Genomic DNA, 16,454 nt, shown 5'->3' with positions numbered 1-16,454 from the left:
TTAGAGCGCTGTAGCTCCTGCTTATAGTTGAATGATAGCAGAGCAGTAAGTATATTGATAATATCTGTTTTATTTGTCATTCATACCTTCCGGGTATGTTATGGAATTCGGAATCCAAGGATTCGGGAGGTTTCGCCGAAAATGGATATGAGACAGTTGCGCTACTTCCTCGCGATCGCTAACGAAGGCCAAATTACGCGAGCGGCCAAACAGCTCAATATGGAGCAGCCACCGCTTAGCCGGCAGCTCAAGCTGATGGAGCAGGAGCTTGGTGTCGTCTTGTTCGACCGGATGGGCAAGCAGCTTCGATTGACGCAGGCGGGAGAGTCGCTCCGTCAGAGAGCGCTTGCGCTCATGAACCAGTTCGACGAGACGATCACTTACGTACAGAAGCTCGGGGAAGGCGTCCATGGCGTTCTATCGGTGGGAGCGGTTGTCTCCTGCATCTCTTTGCTGCCGCCCGCCATTCGTCGGTTCACGGAGAAGTATCCGGCGGTTACGTTCAAACTGCAGGAGGGCGATCATTTCCTGCTCGGAGAATTATTGGAGAGTCGAGACATTGAACTGATTGTTTCGCGGTTGCCTTTCCAATCCGACTTTCAGTCGCAACATTATTCTGTCCTTCCGCTGCCTTCCGATCCGTTCGTCGCCATCGTTCCCGCTGATTGGAGCCCGGCCCCCGAAGAGCAGAGTTTGACGCTGAAAGAACTCGCGAAGCTCCCTTTCCTCACATTGAAAACCGACCGAACAACCGGCATGCACGACCGCATTTTCCACGAATTCGGCCAACGGGGGTTGGAGCCGCGAATTATTAGCGAATGTTCCAGCGTTGCCATCACCGTATCCCTCGTTGCCAGCGGCATCGGCATCGCCATCCTGCCTGCTTCGGTCATGAATACGTTCGCGCTGCCGAGCATCAAGCAATTGGCAATCGCAGACGCCGAATTCCAAAGCGATGTCGGGCTCGTCTGGCTGAAAGACCGCCACTTGTCCAAAGGTGCTCGTCACTTCATGGATATGTTTCTTGGTTAGTTCACAAGAAAACCTGCTCAGCTATCAATCTTTGGATTATTTCGGTATAATGTGGATGTACAACAGACTTGGGTGGGAAAGTATCGCCTCCAGAGCGGGGGTGATGCTCATGCAATTTTCGTTGACAGAAGTGATTATGCTCGGCATGTTTTTGCTGACATTGCTCACATATCTGAAAAAACGAAAATAACCCGCCCAGGTTGACGGCCTGCGGGTTATTTTCTGGTCTTTGACTGGAGGTTTCCCATCCAATATGTTGTGCAGGGAGTCGGACGGCCATCCGGCTCCTTTTTCTATCCTAATCATAACATGACAGTTTCATTCGCGCAATTTACCGTCCGCCTGTATTATCCGTCGATAGTTCAATTACTTCTGAATAAACTGCTGTGTCCAGTAAGCTTTGCCGTTCTGAATGACGTAACCTACCCCGAGGTGGGTGTACTCGCCTTTCAGGATGTTTGCCCGGTGTCCCGGCGAGTTCATCCAAGCTTTCACGACTTCGGCAGGCGTCGGTTGCCCCATGGCGATGTTCTCGCCTGCGGATTGATATTGTACGCCGAAGTTACGCATCATTGCGAACGGATCGCCGTATGTTGGCGAATCATGTGCGAAGTATCCTTTTGCCGCCATATCTTCCGACTTCGCGTGTGCGGAACGGTTCAAGTTAGCGTCCGTTCCCGCGCATGCGGACAACCCGGCCTTCTGCCTTTCCTGATTCGTAAGCTCGAGCACTTGTTGCTCGTAGCCCGTCAAGTTGCTGTTCGCAGGTACGTTGACCGTTCCTTGGTTTTGGCCCGGATTGGCCGGCGAGCCTTGCGGAGCGCCCCCTTGGTAGCCGTTCCCGGCGCCCATGTTCGCTCCGTTACCGACTCCCGCTCCAGTGCCCCTACCGTTGCCGGCGCCTGTCCCTGTGCCCGTACCGGCTCCCGCGCCTGTCCCTGTGCCCGTACCGGCTCCCGCGCCCGTGCCGGTGCCATTACCAACTCCGATAGTAGCGTTCGGATTGTTGAGGTAGCCCGCCAAGTTCGGATTCGCGCGAATCAAATCTTCCAGGTTAACGTGGAACCGGTCCGCAATGCTTTGCAACGTATCGTTGCTTCGTATCATCTGCTGGTTAACCGGCTGCGTGGTTTCGACGGAGCTGACGCGAGGCATATAACCGTTCCCATGCATATTCCCATGCATGTTCATCCGGGCGCCGTCCTTGCCGGCTGTGCCGCATGCGCTCAGCAACAACAGAGCGGAGCACCCGATCCATAATCGTTTCATGTCGATCCCCTTTCTCATCGGATTCTCCGTTACTGTTCCCCGCATCGGCAAAAAAAAGTCGCTCTCCTCCGCTTGCCGGCACGATTTCGACGAAATAATATTTCCGCTGAGGTTGTCGATCAGGCAAATTAATGCGCCTTCGTAAGTAACTCAGCGCTCACAAGCTCCGTTTAGGCAGATTTAATGCGCCCTCGTAAGTAACTCTGCGCTCACAAGCTCCGTTCGGGCAGATTTAATGCGCCCTCGTAAGTAACTCAGCTCTCGAAGCCCTGTTCAAGGCAGATTTAATGCGCCTTCGTAAGTAACTCAGCGTTCACAAGCTCCGTTCGGGCAGATTTAATGCGCCTTCGTAAGTAACTCAGCGTACACAAGTTCCGTTCGGGCAGATTTAATACGCCCTCGTAAGTAACTCAGCGCTCGAAGCCCTGTTCAAGGCGCCTTTGTAAGCAGTCGACAGCCTCACGCTGATCGCGAAAACCATTAATCGCAACAAAAAAGCCACATCCCGACAAACGCCAGGACATGGCTGTGAACACATTTTATCAAGTCGTTAGAATCTCGACTTCGTAACCGATGAACAAGCCCGACTCGATGACGCCCGGAATCGCTTTGATCTCTTTCTCGAAATCGGAAGTGATCTTGTTGAATCGTACGTCGACGATTAAGTTGCCCGCTTCCGTAATGATCGGGCCGTCTTTGCCCTTCGCCAGACGAAGGTCGATCTCTCGTGCGCCGAGCTTCAGAAGTTCATTTTCCACCAGATTAATGGCCCGAGGGTCGACTTCGACCGGCACAGCGAATTTCTCACCCAAGTAGGAGACGAATTTCGAGGAGTCGACGAGAATGTAATTTTCCGGAGAGCTCTTAATAACGAGCTTCTCGGCGAACATTGCGCCCCCTCTACCCTTGATGAGCCCTTTCTGCGGATCGACTTCGTCGGCGCCGTCGAACGCCCAGTCCGGACGCGCGTTCTGCAATGTCGTTGTCTTTAATCCGACGATCGAGCACGCAAGCGATACTTCATGCGATGTCGGAATCGCGAGAACGTCCAGCTTCTGCTCCTTCACTTTCCTGCTGATAGCCAGCAGCGCCAAGTAAGATGTGGAGCCGGATCCGACGCCGATGACGTCGCCCGAACGCACGCGCTCGGCGATCTTGTCGGCCACTTTCTCCTTCTGCTCTCTATTGGAGATTTCGCTCGACCATTGCAGCGTGGTCGCGATTTTGTTATCCCAAATCATGACTGAACCCCGTCTCGTCTAAAATGTGGACATGCCCTTCAACTATTCATGATTATACCATGATTACTTTCGGAATTAATCACGACTCCTCAGATTGGGTCGCTTATTATTCTCTCCTCAAGATAGGCGACTAGCGGATCGAGCGGGTTACCGATCGCCGAAGCACCCCTCGCCAAACGTTCATCGCTGACGGCCCGTGCGACATCTACCATAGATAGTTGTGCAACGGAAAGGACAGTTTCTCCATCCGGTAGAGCCCGAATATACGCCGCTAACGCCTGCTCGTATTCCTCTTTTTTCCCTTGCATCACCAACTCGAATGTACCCGGAATGAGCCTCGCTTCTACGTTCGGTTGCAGACCGGCAGCAGCCGCGCATTCGTTCAATCGCCCCATCGTTCCTTCCACTGTCGCCGGATTCGTGAACAGAAGCAATTGTCGGCCTTTCCTGCGGCATACTTCTTTCAAAAATGGTCCGTCGATCCCTACAACAGGAACGTCATCGGGTAATCGATCTCTCGGGAGCAGCGCTGCATAGTTGGTGCACGTCACGATAATCACATCCGCCCCATCCGCTTCAATCCGCTTGAGTTGATCGGTGACTCCTTGCCGTCCATGCTCCTCTGCGAAAGAAGGATCTCCTGTCAGCCGATTGACTAACTCCGAATCGACGTAATGGCGAAGCTCGATCTCCCCCGAGCGCACGGCAAGCGCTTGTTCGATGAAAGCGATATTGGAAGGGTGCGCGTGCAGGCATCCGATTTTCGTTTTCTTCAACGATATTCTCTCGCTTCTTATGTAAATTGGGTTCGATTAGAATTGATTGTAACATAAATGGCCATCCTATCGGACGGCCGCTAATATCCTTATAAGTTCTGCACCGTGTGCGGTTTGCTGTAATGGCTCGTCCCGCCGCCTCCGACAAGTACTCTTCCGCCTTTACCGAACGTCAGCAGCTTCGACGAACCGTTGCCCAGGAGCACCGTCACCTTGGCATTGTTCGCAGTGGCGACATAGATGACGTAGCCGCCTCTGCCGATGAACGTTCTCCAATTCGCGTCGAACTCCGAACGAACCACCCGGTTAGAGTACACTTGATTTACTACTTCGTTCGCTTTCACCTTTCGCATATCTCTCTCCCCTCCATCGTCCCCGGAATACGGGAATCGCCTTCGGTACATGATATTCGCGAACACCAACTCGGCTTGGACAGGTTAGCGGGTTGACGAATGAATGTTTTTATCTTAAAATAAAGATAATAAAAATAAAGATATTCAGCATCACATCCAAAAGCCGAAAGGAGTTCACCAACATGACAGCTTATCGCAGCATCGAAGGCAAATATACAGGCGCTCCGTTCCATATGGTCGGCGATGGCTTCCGGGTATCGAACTTTTTCCCCGGGGGTAACGATTTCGGAGAGCGATTCAGCCCGTTTCTCCTGCTCGACTACAATGCACCTCACTACTTCCCGCCTACGGTGGCGCAAAGAGGCGTGGGCGCTCATCCGCATCGCGGCTTCGAGACGGTGACGATCGCATATGAAGGCTCTGTCGAGCACAATGACAGCTATGGCAACCACGGCATCATCGGGCCGGGGGACGTCCAGTGGATGACGGCCGGTTCGGGACTGCTGCACAAGGAATATCAGGAAAAAGAGTTCGCGCGTCAGGGCGGTCTGTTCCACATGATCCAGCTTTGGGTCAATCTCCCGCGAGCCAGCAAAATGCATCCGCCGCAATACCAGGAACTGACCGCAGCCGCTATGGGGCGTGTCCAATTGCCTGACGACAGCGGATCGGTACGGATTATAGCGGGAGAGTATGAGGGCGTACGCGGTCCGGCGCGGACGTTTACCCCTATTCATCTGTTCGACATCACGCTTAAGGCCGGCGGCAAAGCTCGCTTCGAAATGCCGGACAACTTTAACACCGGGGCAATCGTTCTTCGCGGCTCGGCGAAAGTAAACGGAACGGAGACGGCCGGCGCAGGAGAGTTTATTCTCTTCGACAACGTCGCCGGGCAGATTGAAATCGAAGGGCAGACGGACGACACGCTGGTGTTCGTACTCAGCGGAGAGCCGTTAGGCGAACCGGTATTCCAGCATGGTCCGTTCGTCATGAACAGCCGCGAGGAACTGATCCAGGCGTTCACAGACTTCCAGGCAGGCAAAATGGGCAATCCGAATTTCTAACGAATGACTACCCAGCGAATAGCGAAAGGCGACCCAAGGATCACTTCCTTGACGTCGCCTTTTACTTCTATCGCCGGGTTAGGCAAGTTTAATGTCAACGATCTCGTACTTGACGACACCCATTGGCGCTTCCACGCTGACGATGCTTCCTTTGGATTTGCCGAGTACCCCTTTGCCAAGCGGGCTCTCGTATGAAATTTTATTTTCCAACACGTCCGCTTCCGCCGGACCGACGATGCGGTATTCCAACCGTTCGTCGAACTCCAGATCGTTCAGAACGACAACGGAACCGACTTGCACCGTATCCGCCCCCAGCCCGTCAGCGTCAACGACACGGGCGTTATTCAGCATTTTTTCCAGCACGATGATGCGGGTTTCCATGAAAGACTGATCGTTCTTCGCCGAGTGGTATTCGCTGTTTTCCTTCAAGTCTCCGTAGCTGATCGCAAGCTTGATGCGCTCCGCCAGCTCTCTGCGTTTGACGTATTTCAGATCGTCCAATTCGGCCTGCAATTTCGCCAATCCTTCTTTGGTCAGTATGACCTCTTCATTCGCCATCCTTAGCACTCCCTTGCTCTCTCTACTTCATTTGGTTCCCTAAACGGGGGCGACTCATGCATCGTGCGAAGCGAATAAGCTCCGCCCAAGGGGCGTCGGCATCCCGTCAATCGTACGCATGTTCTTCTCTTGCCAATAGGCGACAAGCCCTTCTTCACCTTTCTGCTCTGCCCATCGATTCAACGTCGGGCGATCCTCTTGATAATCCATGAACGGTACGGCATAACCGCAAGAAGTCTGCACGAGATGGACGTCGACGACGATAATTTGCCTCGCTCCCGGAAGCGGATCGAATAACGGAAACAACGTTGCCCATTCCTCCGTTCCAGGCAAGATAACCGTTCCATCGCCATACAGACGTAAAATATTCGGAGGCCCCTCGAACGCGCAAAACATAATCGTGATCCTGCCGTTCTCTGCGATGTGAGCGCTTGTCTCGTTGCCGCTGCCGGTCAGATCGAGGTACGCTACCCTGTTCGGAGTCAGCACCCGCAAAGAATCGTGGCCTTTCGGCGACAAATTCACGTGTCCGTCCGCCGACAATGGCGCAGAGCCGACAAAATATATTTTCTGCATACTTATGAACTCCGCGTGCTGCGGAAGGATGGACTCAAACTGTTTTCCCATCAACAATCCCCCTCGTGATCCCGACTGCACCGTTCCCGAATGTCCTACGTCTACCATACCATTGTTCATCCACCAACGCATAGGACGATTTGCGGGACAGTTACGAGTAGGCAGGATTGCGGGAGATTTCGTCGAAAAGTTAAGGAAATTCATTATCCATCGATGGGAGCCTAGAGTCATGCATCGTTTGAAACCCGCGTTGCCCATACTGATCGCGATTGTGGGACTTGTTTATATTTTCCTCATCCCTTCCGAACCTGAAGCCGTTAAATTGCTATTCAAGCTTATCCCGATGGCGCTGATGATCTTGTACGCCGTATGGAACTTTCCCCAAACCAAGGAACGTTACCATTCTCTTATCGCGATCGGACTCGCCTTCTGCATGATCGGTGACGGTACGCTGCGTTGGTTCGTCGTCGGCTTGTCTGCGTTCTTGATCGGCCACCTGTTCTACGTATCGGCGTTTGCACGTCGCTATCGTCCCTCGAAACTGCGCTTCGCATCGATCGTTCCGCTCGGGTTGTTCGCTGCGTATATGGGAACTGAGCTGCTCCGCGCGCTAGCCGAAGACGACAAAGGAGCCCTGATGGCTCCCGTCGTCTTGTATATTCTCGTGATCTGTTCTATGGCATGGACCGCCATCATGACCGGTAAGGCAACCGCCATTGCAGGCAGCCTGTTGTTCCTCGTCTCCGACTCCATTTTGTCATGGAACATGTTCGTCTCCGACGTCGAATATTCCGGACCGCTTATTATGCTGACGTATTACGCCGCCCAATTTCTAATCGCAACAAGCGCCGCGGATGCCACCTTGAAAATCGGTCCTTCCGCTCGCAGTCGGAGCCTTTGAACAATGTTTCAAGATTTAGCGTAGCCCGTTTCTCCGATCGTTTCCGTCCGAAGCTTCTCCGTCGCTTTATCAATCGGATAACCGGTCGAATAGAAGCCGTATATAGTGCGCCAGTCGTCAGCTTAACCGATACACAGCGAACGGTTTGCCGTAACAGAACTCGTCGCTTAACTCGTCCAACTCGGCGAGCACATCGGCGCCCGGCTCCCATACGGCGGTCTTCAAATTCTCTTCCAGTTGCGCCGTTCCGGTCGCACCCACGATAACTGTCGAGACGGCCGGCTTGCCCATGAGCCACGCCAGCGACAACACACTCGACGATACGCCTTGGTCGGCAGCGATTCGGCTGACCCGTTCCCCAAGCGCGATGTAACGCTCCTCCAGGAAACGGCGGAATCCGGGGTCGGTGTTCGCGCGCGAGTCCGCCGGCGCTTCAGCTCCGGCAACGTACTTCCCGCTCAAAATCCCGCCCGCAAGCGGAAAATACGGGATAATCCCGACGCCCTGGTCGAGGCAAAGAGGCACGAGTTCGTTCTCCGGCGTCCGATCCGCGAGCGAGTAGCTCGTCTGCGTTGAGACGTAGCGGCTGCGCGCTTGCCGGTCACTAATCCCGAGCGCCTTCATCAACTCCCAGGCCGCGTAGTTGGACGCGCCTATGTAACGCACTTTGCCTGAGCTGACCATATCGTCAAGTGCGCGAAGCGTCTCTTCGAGCGGCGTGTTCGGATCGAACGTATGGATCTGGTACAGATCCACGTAATCCGTCTTCAGCCGCCGCAAGCTCATTTCCAGCTCTCGCTGCAGATGGAAGCGGGACGAGCCCCGCTCGTTCGCCCCCGTTCCGCGCGGCAAACCGGCTTTCGTCGCGAGCACAGCGCTTTCGCGCCGACCTTCCAGCGCGAGCCCGATGATCCGCTCCGACTCGGTGCCGGCATAAATGTTCGCCGTATCGATAAAATTAATGCCGCTGTCGAGCGCATGATGCACGATTCGGATGGACGTTGCTTCGTCCGCTCTTTTGCCGAAGGCGTTCGTGCCGAGTCCTAGTGCCGACACTTCCAACCCGCTGCCGCCAAGTCTCCGATATTTCATCGTCAACCGCTCCTTTGCGCCTCGTTTTTGATCTGCTTGCTCCTAAGCTGGCCGCATGCCGCATCGATGTCCGTGCCATGCTCAAGACGGACGCTGCAGCTTACGCCTTGTTTCTTAAGCGTATCGTAGAAGGCGCTGACCGTCTCGCGGTCGGTCCGTTGGTACTGGCTGTGCTCGTCGACCGGATTGTACGGGATCAGGTTGACGTTCACGAGTGTACGACGCCGTTCTCCTATAAGCTCCGCAAGTTCGAGCGCATGCTCCCGCTGATCGTTGACGTCCTTCAGCAAAATATATTCAAGCGTTACCCGGCGGTTCGATTTCTCCAAATAATAATCGATCGCATCCATCAGCTTCTCGATCGGGATCGCCTTATTAATCTTCATGATCCGCGTCCGCAGCTCGTTGTTCGGCGCGTGGAGCGACACGGCCAAGTTCACGCGGAGATCGGCGTCGGTGAATTCGCGGATTTTGTCCGCGAGTCCGCTCGTCGATACGGTAATGTGGCGCCCCGCGAGCGCCAATCCTTTCTGGTGCTTGACGATGTTCAGGAAATCGACCATGTTAGCGAAATTATCGAATGGTTCGCCGATGCCCATGACCACGATATGGCTGACGAGTTCGCCCGCGCCCGCCCGGTCCAAGTGGTGCTGCACGTTCATGATTTGTTCGACAATTTCCCCTGCAGACAAGTCACGGCTCTTCTTCAGCAATCCGCTCGCGCAGAAGCTGCAGCCGATGTTGCAGCCGACTTGGGTCGTCACGCAGACGGACAATCCGAACTTATGCCGCATCAACACCGTCTCGATCAAATTGCCGTCGCTCAGACGGAACAAGAACTTCACCGTCCCGTCCGCCGACTGCTGCTTGGTATGCTCCGTCAGCGTGTGAATGACGAAATGCTCCTCTAGCGTCTGTAAGCAGTCTGCGTTCACGTCCGTCATGTCGGCGAACGATGACACCCGTTCCTTATAAAGCCATTCCCATATTCTTAGGGCCCGCGATTTCTTCTGCCCATTCTCGATTAACCATGCCGTGAGCTGCTCGAAAGTAAGCCCATAGATGGATTGTTTGCTCATGACCTTCGTCCTCTTTCCCGTCGCTCGTTCTAATGCCTCCTATTGTCCCAGAAAAGAGGCCGTTAAACAAGCAAAACAGCCTATGACTCACTGTCCACGGGCTGCCGGAGAATGGTTTTCATCTTCTCTGGTGCCGATCGCCTAGGGTCTGAAATATAGATTTCGTGATGCAGCCCATTGTGAACGAGTTTCTCCCGCTTCATATAGGCATACATTGCGCCCAATGTCTCCGGCTCCGTCGCATAAGGGCCAACGTGGAGCATTTGAACGCATGTACCTTCTTTCAGCAACGTTCTTGACACTTTGCCGATCAACGCATTGTCTTTGTTTTTCGCCGCCGCTTGCACAAGCGCTGTTTCGACCATCGCCTCTGACACAAAATCAGGCAACCTGATCAGCAGCTTCCAACGCCACTCTTCCTTCGGCACCTCAAGCCCGTTACGGTTACCGTCGACCCACCATAGCCCTTCCAGCCTCGGCACAACATAATCTTGCCCCGCCGCCTTGGACAACGCCTTCGCCGAATAGGCGGCTTTGTATAACGCTTCAGCAGAGGAGGCGAAGCCCTCTCCATCCGGCGAACCTTCCCCCTCGATGGACAAGTAAGCTAGCTCGGGCAGCTCCACCGTTACCGGATGTTGCGGAGCCTGATAGTACAACTTGTCCGATTTCATCAAATCTACTTTGTCCTGCGATGCGTTCATGAACGTGCCTCCTCCTGATTGTTCAAGCTTAGCCCCAATTGTAACCGAAAAACACTGACACCATCGCGTCAGTGTTCTCGTTGGAGGGAGTGCGGCACTCGCCGTTGCCGCTATTACTCCGCTTCCGAGACGACCGTGAAGCGGGCATTCACATGCCGCGGGCTCTCGATCTCGTCGACGATCGCAATGGCGTAATCGGCATAGCTCACGTAGCTGTCACCCTTCGCGTTGACAAGCAAATGATCTTCGCCCGTACGGTAAGCACCTGTGCGCTTACCTGCCGGATTGAAGAACGCGGACGGGCTGACGAACGTCCACTGTATACCAGCGGAAGCTTTCAGATCTTCCAAGTTTGCCGCCTGGTTCAACGCCGTCGCTTTGTACAACTCCGGGAACTCGGGCGTGTCTACGACACGGAGCGTTTTCCCTTCGTCGACGTACAAACTGCCCGCACCCCCCACGACGATCAGGCGTGTATTCGGCGCGCCCTTCAACGCCGCGATAAGCGACCTGCCTGCTTCCACATGCTGATGCTCCTGACCGGGCAAAGCGCCGAATGCGTTCACGACGACATCAAGCGCGCCGAGGTCTTGCGCCGTCAAGTCGAATACTTCCTTCTCCACCACGCTGTAGCCGTTGTCTGCAACTTTCGCCGCACTGCGTACAATCGCCGTTACTTCGTGACCACGGGATGCCGCCTCTTTCGCGATTACGCTCCCTGCTTTACCGCTTGCTCCGATAATTCCGATTTTCATATGATTCTTCCTCCCAAATTGTTCTGTCTAACGAAAGGTTTGTCCGCACACAAATCTGGCAGAAGCTCAGGTGTAACCAATACAGTTACAACAAGCGGATAAAAAAAGCAAATCAAGCTTTCGCTTTGATCCGCTCCGCCAGCACGTGAACGAGTTCCTCCAGCGTCACATCTGCCAGCACCGCTTCCATCGCCGCCTGAGCCTTGCCGAAGAGCAATCTTAATACCGCCTCGATATTGGCCCCGACCTCGCATTGCGGGTTCGGTTCGTCGTGCATGTGGAACAATTGTCCCTCCTCCACAACGTCGACCGCACGATAGACGTCTAGCAGACGAATATCGCTTAACCCTCTCACCAACGTAGCCCCGCCGCTGCCGGCCCGGACGTTTACGAGTCCCGCCTTTTTCAACTGCCCGATCACTCTTCGGATGATAACAGGATTCGTTCCTACGCTGCCAGCGATCCATTCCGACGTATGGTGGGCACTTGGCGAAATGGCCAGCAACGATAACACGTGAACGGCGATGGAAAATCTGCTGCTGATCTGCATGCGCAACACCCTTTCGATGTAACCATTATAGTTACAACAGTATCGTTTTGTCAATCCTCCAAATTTTCAATCCGACCCGCCAATTGCTTTTTCATCCGCCGCCTATCGTTAATTCATCATTAAGTTATCGACCGAGAGAAAAAGTTGTTCATTGTTGGAGGGTTATGTAAGAAACTGTCGAATTTTTCTCTACAGTTGTATTTATGCACAACTTTCGGCTTAGGCTTTTTAGAGGGGGAGACTCACGCTGGCTCGACATCGATTTCTACTTCGTTGCTTGACCATGTGGCTGGCACTGCTCATGCTGTCGCCTTCACTTCTTGCGCATGCGGAAGGCAAGCGAATGACCATAGAGAAGTGGCAAGTACAGTGGATTCCCGCGGGTGAAGAACACTCGGACATCCCTTCCTCTTCCCGTAGCTGGGAGACGTATAGTCGCAGCGACCAACAAACGAATCTGAAATCCGGCATCCGAGGCATGTGGGTCAAATTCGATGTTCCTCCGACCGCAGACTGGCAGCATCCGGGCTTACTCATCGAGCGTCTGTACGGCCTGGAGCTATCCGTCTATGAGGATGGCAAGCTGCTTTACGAATCGAAGCGCACGTTAAATGTCGATCTCAACAAGTTGTTAATGACGTTAGACTCTTCGGCACAGCCGACTACGCTCGAATTGCGCATCGTGACCCCGAAAAACAGGGCAGGGTTGATCAGCGGCATTCTGATCGACGACTTCCAATCGTTGTCCAAACGATTCGTTACTCGCGAGCTGCCGGATTTGTTGCTTGGTTCGTCTATCTTTTTCCTGGCGCTCATTATGCTGATCTGTTCAGGTTACTTGCATCGGAAACAGCGGAATTCATGGATCTCCTTGTGCCTGATCGCGCTAACGACCGGAACGATCATCGTCGTATACAATCCGCTCCTCTATGTCTACTTCAAGCCGTATGGGAGCTTTATGCTTCACTTGTTCGATCTATCGTTATTCGTGCTGCTGCCCGCCTTGAACGACTACATCGATCAAGTGTTCGAAGGCAAATACCGCTACTTTACTTTGTTCCGGCGCGTTCAGTTGGCCTATTCTGCGCTGTGTGCATGCGGACTTGCATTCTATGCGTCCGATCCGGAACGCTATTACGACATCTATTATTTCCTGTCCGTCAAAATGATGGGCTTCTTCATTCTTGTGCAATTGCTCTCGATCATTACGTTGACGGCCATAAACGCAGTGAAAGGGAATCGGAACGCGATCATTTTGTCCGCCGGCATCCTCTTGCTTGCCTTGTCCGGAATCTCCGATCTGGTCTACTATTACTGGTCAGACCGTAAACACGTATTTTATTTCTGGAAATTCGGCGTCGTTATGATGATGATCGCCCTTGTTATCATTCTCGCAAGGCGCATCTCTGCCGATTACGGCAAACTCGTCGCTTATTCGAAAGACCTCGAGATGTATAACCACCGGCTGCAGCGCGCAGAGAAATTGAAAATCATCAGCGATTTGGCAGCCTCCGTCGCCCACGAAGTACGTAATCCGCTGCAAGTCACACGGGGGTTTCTTCAACTGCTGTCTTCGAGAACAGAGAGCAAAGACAAACCTTACTTTGATCTGGCCACGAACGAGCTCGACCGGGCGGCGGAGATTATTACCGACTTTCTGACATTTGCCAAACCTGAACTGGACACGATCGTCCAACTTGACCTGATCGCCGAAATCAAAAAAATTGAAGCGATTATGAATCCAATGGCCGCCCTGCATGGCGGAATACTCGAGTTCTCGGGCGAAGGCGATATTACGATCTACGGCAATTCATCGAAGTTAAAGCAAGCGCTCATCAACATTATTAAAAACAGCATCGAAGCAACGGGCAAAGACGGAGTTATCAAGATCGAAGTGCTAGAGGATGGAAAAGAAGCCGTTGTCCGAATTGCCGACAACGGCCAGGGGATGGAGGAAAGCCAAATCGCCAAACTCGGTGTGCCTTTCTTCTCAACCAAGACTAAAGGTACTGGCCTTGGCTTAATGGTGACATACCGGATCGTGGAAGTCATGAAAGGCACGATCAAAGTGTCCAGCACCAAAGGAAAAGGAACCGAATTTACGATCCGGTTCCCTCTCGCCGAGCCTATTCCATTACCACATCAGACCAACATTTGACGGGTCGCTTGAGACGTCCTCCGGATTCGGAGGCAATACGAGATAATACGTCGTCGGTGTTTCTTCAACGACTTTCAGCTCAATCGACTCAGGAATCGCGATGCCGAACGCATCCAGAATCGCACTCTTTGGATCGCTCAACAAAGCAGCTTTGAATGCAGCGTCTTCCCAAGCTTTCTGGATAATCTGTACTTTTAACGTTTCTGGAGACATGCGGGCACGCCCTTCCAATAGATGGTTATGTAGCACAACCATTATACCACCTTAAATAGGAAAAATCTCTCATTTTATGACGTGTTGCGACAAAAAATAGGACAATCCGCCCTCGACCGCAAGCCTAGTCTTGACTGCTGCCACTTCGTCCGCACCTTCACGTATTCCCGCCGCGGTCGCCCGCTGGAATGCATACAATTCGCCCGGAATGTCCGTTAGACGGCTCATTCGCTCGCTGTAGCCATCCGCGATATCCGACAGCGCCCCTGCGGCATTCGCCCGGTAGATCGCGCGCCGAACTTGTCGCTCGTCCAGCGGCTCCGCTAACGGCAAGGCAATCCGTTCGCGCGCAAGCGTCAGAAACGCGTTGCACTTCTCTTGTCCTCCTGCCAGATCTTCCCGCCAATCCGTCCAATCATCCGACAGTTGCAGTGTCGCGAGCGCCAAATCGACCGCCTTCTCCAGTTCTGGAAGCCGGTCTTCCCGCCCGGACAAGCGGAGAATGACTGCGACGCACAATTTGACCGGCGCGGACTTGCGAGCAAGCCGCCCGACATCCCCCGGATCAGCAGCAACCTCGCCCTCTTCGGCGACAGCTTCAGCCCACTGACGCACATATTCGTTATTACTGGCACTCCAAGACCATCCCGGAACTGCAATCCGATCGTAGCGGCCTTGGAACGCTGCATGGCAGAGTTGACCGAGAGCGAGCAAGCGGCGACTGGGCGCTCCAGCCCCCTTCATGATCCCGCCCTCATCCATCGCGTCGTCCAGCAGGAAGAAGTGCAGCATCGCGAAGACATTGCCGACTGCGAGTTCACGGCCAACTTCCGGCGAACTGCCCGCATATTCACTCAGCCAATAAGGCAGCAAGAAAGTGATCAAGTTGGAACCTTGTCCGCTTCGGAGCGGGTTCAGCTTGGCAAGATGATCCACCCCGATTCCGTTCAAAGGGAAGGGAAATAGGGAAGCCTCTTTCTCGGCTTCCCGGAACGTATCTTCGATCTCGCGTTCAAACTGCTTCATCCACTCCATATTCGTCCCTATCGCCATCCCTATTTGCTCACCCCGATCTAACGAGCTTCTTGAAGGTTTTGCACCTCTTCTCGCTCGGCAAGCGCCAGCCATGCATCTACGACACGCGGATCGAAATGCCGCCCACGTTGATTGATAATTTCCTCAAGCGCCTCTTCGTGCGTCCATGCCCTCTTGTACGGCCGTTCGTGCGTAAGCGCGTCGTAGAAGTCGGCGAGCGCCACAATACGCGCGGCAACGGGAATGTCTTCGCCCTGCATGCCGCTCGGATAACCGCTTCCATCCCATCTCTCATGATGAGACTTTGCGATTGTGCCTGCAAGCTTCAGCACCTCGAAGGCGCTTCCGGCCAATATGCTTTCCCCGATAAGCGTATGCTCCTTCATCCGCTCGAACTCCTCGGGCTCGTAACGGCCCGGCTTCAGCAACAGCCCGTCGGGAATGCCGATTTTGCCGATGTCGTGCAGCGGCGCGGCACGGCGGATCAAATCGCTCTCGCGTTCGGACAGCCCGTATTGCTTCGCGATCAAGCCCGACATGTAGCCGACCCGGGCGGTATGCCGGCCCGTTATGTCGTCCCGAAACTCGCCCGCGCGACCGAGAAGCTGCAACATCTCGACTTGCGCCTGGCTCAGTTCCCTCGTCCTTTCCTGCACTTTCTCCTCCAGCAAGGAGTTATTGCGTTGCAGCTCCAGATGAAGAAACCGCGTCCGCAGCAAGTTATGAATACGCAGGACCACTTCGGTTCTATCGTAAGGTTTCGTCAAAAAATCATCTACGCCAGCTTGAAGCCCGCGCTGCCTCGCTTCCGACGTCGTGTCGGCGGTAAGCATCAACACCGGAAGAAACTGGTTCGCGCCTTTCCGTTCACGAATGACTTCGAGCGCCTGCAAGCCGTCCATATCAGGCATATGTAAATCGAGAAGCACGATATCCGGCCCGATTTCCTCCACCATGCTCCCGATCTGCAAAGCATCCATCGTACTGTACAGTTCGGAAAAACCGGCCCGCCGCAAAATTCGTTCCAGCAAACCGATATTAACCTCTTGGTCGTCGACGATCATTATCTTTGCGAGTTTCAAATTCATCGAGTCCATG

Annotated in this window: 18 protein-coding genes; 4 read left to right on the top strand and 14 right to left on the bottom strand. The window is 53.8% G+C overall.

Translation table 11 applies throughout. The annotated features are described in order from the left end of the window. Positions 1-141 precede the first annotated feature (141 nt). Positions 142-1,032 carry a LysR family transcriptional regulator gene (locus tag ACFPOF_RS11595; protein WP_378132664.1) on the top strand — a complete coding sequence of 297 codons (891 nt, stop codon included), beginning with the start codon at positions 142-144 and terminating at the stop codon, positions 1,030-1,032. A 366-nt stretch (positions 1,033-1,398) separates the two neighbouring features. Here ACFPOF_RS11595 and ACFPOF_RS11590 read toward each other — a convergent pair whose 3' ends face one another. The 4 genes from ACFPOF_RS11590 to ACFPOF_RS11575 form a co-directional block, all read right to left on the bottom strand. Further along, positions 1,399-2,301, bottom strand: a complete 903-nt coding sequence (locus tag ACFPOF_RS11590) for a CAP domain-containing protein (RefSeq protein ID WP_378132662.1) — start codon at positions 2,299-2,301, stop codon at positions 1,399-1,401. Positions 2,302-2,843: 542 nt separating this feature from the next. Continuing rightward, positions 2,844-3,542: a ribose 5-phosphate isomerase A gene (gene rpiA, locus ACFPOF_RS11585; protein WP_378132660.1), complete on the bottom strand. Its 699-nt coding sequence runs from the start codon at positions 3,540-3,542 to the stop codon at positions 2,844-2,846. Positions 3,543-3,631: 89 nt separating this feature from the next. Then, positions 3,632-4,318: an aspartate/glutamate racemase family protein gene (locus tag ACFPOF_RS11580; protein WP_378132659.1), complete on the bottom strand. Its 687-nt coding sequence runs from the start codon at positions 4,316-4,318 to the stop codon at positions 3,632-3,634. 89 nt (positions 4,319-4,407) lie between these two features. Beyond that, a complete protein-coding gene (locus ACFPOF_RS11575) occupies positions 4,408-4,671 on the bottom strand; it encodes a hypothetical protein (protein WP_378132657.1) in 264 nt (87 codons plus the stop codon). Between the two features lie 182 nt (positions 4,672-4,853). On the opposite strand from ACFPOF_RS11575, the gene ACFPOF_RS11570 reads away from it, so the two are divergent. Next, complete coding sequence (locus ACFPOF_RS11570) at positions 4,854-5,735, top strand: pirin family protein (protein WP_378132655.1); 882 nt, start codon at positions 4,854-4,856, stop codon at positions 5,733-5,735. A gap of 78 nt (positions 5,736-5,813) precedes the next feature. Here the strand turns inward: ACFPOF_RS11570 and greA are convergent, their stop codons facing one another. Beyond that, positions 5,814-6,293: a transcription elongation factor GreA gene (greA, locus tag ACFPOF_RS11565; RefSeq protein WP_378132653.1), complete on the bottom strand. Its 480-nt coding sequence runs from the start codon at positions 6,291-6,293 to the stop codon at positions 5,814-5,816. Positions 6,294-6,347: 54 nt separating this feature from the next. Next, entirely contained in the window at positions 6,348-6,920 is a 573-nt protein-coding gene (locus ACFPOF_RS11560; protein ID WP_378132651.1) for a pyridoxamine 5'-phosphate oxidase family protein, read from the bottom strand. 178 nt (positions 6,921-7,098) lie between these two features. On the opposite strand from ACFPOF_RS11560, the gene ACFPOF_RS11555 reads away from it, so the two are divergent. Further along, positions 7,099-7,770 (top strand): lysoplasmalogenase, encoded by a 672-nt coding sequence (locus ACFPOF_RS11555; protein ID WP_378132649.1) that lies wholly within the window; start codon positions 7,099-7,101, stop codon positions 7,768-7,770. A 117-nt stretch (positions 7,771-7,887) separates the two neighbouring features. Here ACFPOF_RS11555 and ACFPOF_RS11550 read toward each other — a convergent pair whose 3' ends face one another. From ACFPOF_RS11550 to ACFPOF_RS11530, 5 genes are all read right to left on the bottom strand, one after another. Further along, a complete protein-coding gene (locus ACFPOF_RS11550) occupies positions 7,888-8,862 on the bottom strand; it encodes an aldo/keto reductase (protein ID WP_378132647.1) in 975 nt (324 codons plus the stop codon). 2 nt (positions 8,863-8,864) lie between these two features. Next, positions 8,865-9,941: a dual-specificity RNA methyltransferase RlmN gene (gene rlmN / locus ACFPOF_RS11545; RefSeq protein WP_378132646.1), complete on the bottom strand. Its 1,077-nt coding sequence runs from the start codon at positions 9,939-9,941 to the stop codon at positions 8,865-8,867. Positions 9,942-10,021: 80 nt separating this feature from the next. After that, positions 10,022-10,645, bottom strand: a complete 624-nt coding sequence (locus ACFPOF_RS11540) for a GyrI-like domain-containing protein (protein ID WP_378132644.1) — start codon at positions 10,643-10,645, stop codon at positions 10,022-10,024. 113 nt (positions 10,646-10,758) lie between these two features. Next, on the bottom strand, positions 10,759-11,400 hold the full coding sequence (locus ACFPOF_RS11535) for an NAD(P)-dependent oxidoreductase (RefSeq protein WP_378132642.1): 642 nt from the start codon (positions 11,398-11,400) through the stop codon (positions 10,759-10,761). A 112-nt stretch (positions 11,401-11,512) separates the two neighbouring features. Continuing rightward, on the bottom strand, positions 11,513-11,950 hold the full coding sequence (locus ACFPOF_RS11530; RefSeq protein ID WP_378132640.1) for an Rrf2 family transcriptional regulator: 438 nt from the start codon (positions 11,948-11,950) through the stop codon (positions 11,513-11,515). Between the two features lie 343 nt (positions 11,951-12,293). On the opposite strand from ACFPOF_RS11530, the gene ACFPOF_RS11525 reads away from it, so the two are divergent. Further along, complete coding sequence (locus ACFPOF_RS11525) at positions 12,294-14,108, top strand: ATP-binding protein (RefSeq protein WP_378132638.1); 1,815 nt, start codon at positions 12,294-12,296, stop codon at positions 14,106-14,108. Here ACFPOF_RS11525 and ACFPOF_RS11520 read toward each other — a convergent pair. The 3 genes from ACFPOF_RS11520 to ACFPOF_RS11510 are packed head-to-tail and all read right to left on the bottom strand — an operon-like array spanning position 14,085 to position 16,453. Then, entirely contained in the window at positions 14,085-14,363 is a 279-nt protein-coding gene (locus ACFPOF_RS11520; RefSeq protein ID WP_378132636.1) for an NHLP leader peptide family RiPP precursor, read from the bottom strand. The genes ACFPOF_RS11525 and ACFPOF_RS11520 overlap by 24 nt on opposite strands. 27 nt (positions 14,364-14,390) lie before the next feature. Continuing rightward, complete coding sequence (locus ACFPOF_RS11515) at positions 14,391-15,374, bottom strand: hypothetical protein (protein WP_378132634.1); 984 nt, start codon at positions 15,372-15,374, stop codon at positions 14,391-14,393. Positions 15,375-15,394: 20 nt separating this feature from the next. Continuing rightward, positions 15,395-16,453, bottom strand: coding sequence for an HD-GYP domain-containing protein (locus ACFPOF_RS11510; RefSeq protein WP_378132632.1), 1,059 nt, complete (start codon positions 16,451-16,453; stop codon positions 15,395-15,397). Between the last annotated feature and the right edge of the window lies 1 nt (position 16,454).

The sequence above is a fragment of the Cohnella soli genome (genome assembly GCF_042655525.1).
Lineage (GTDB): Bacteria > Bacillota > Bacilli > Paenibacillales > Paenibacillaceae > Cohnella > Cohnella soli.
This window is presented reverse-complemented; position numbering and strand designations above follow the sequence as displayed.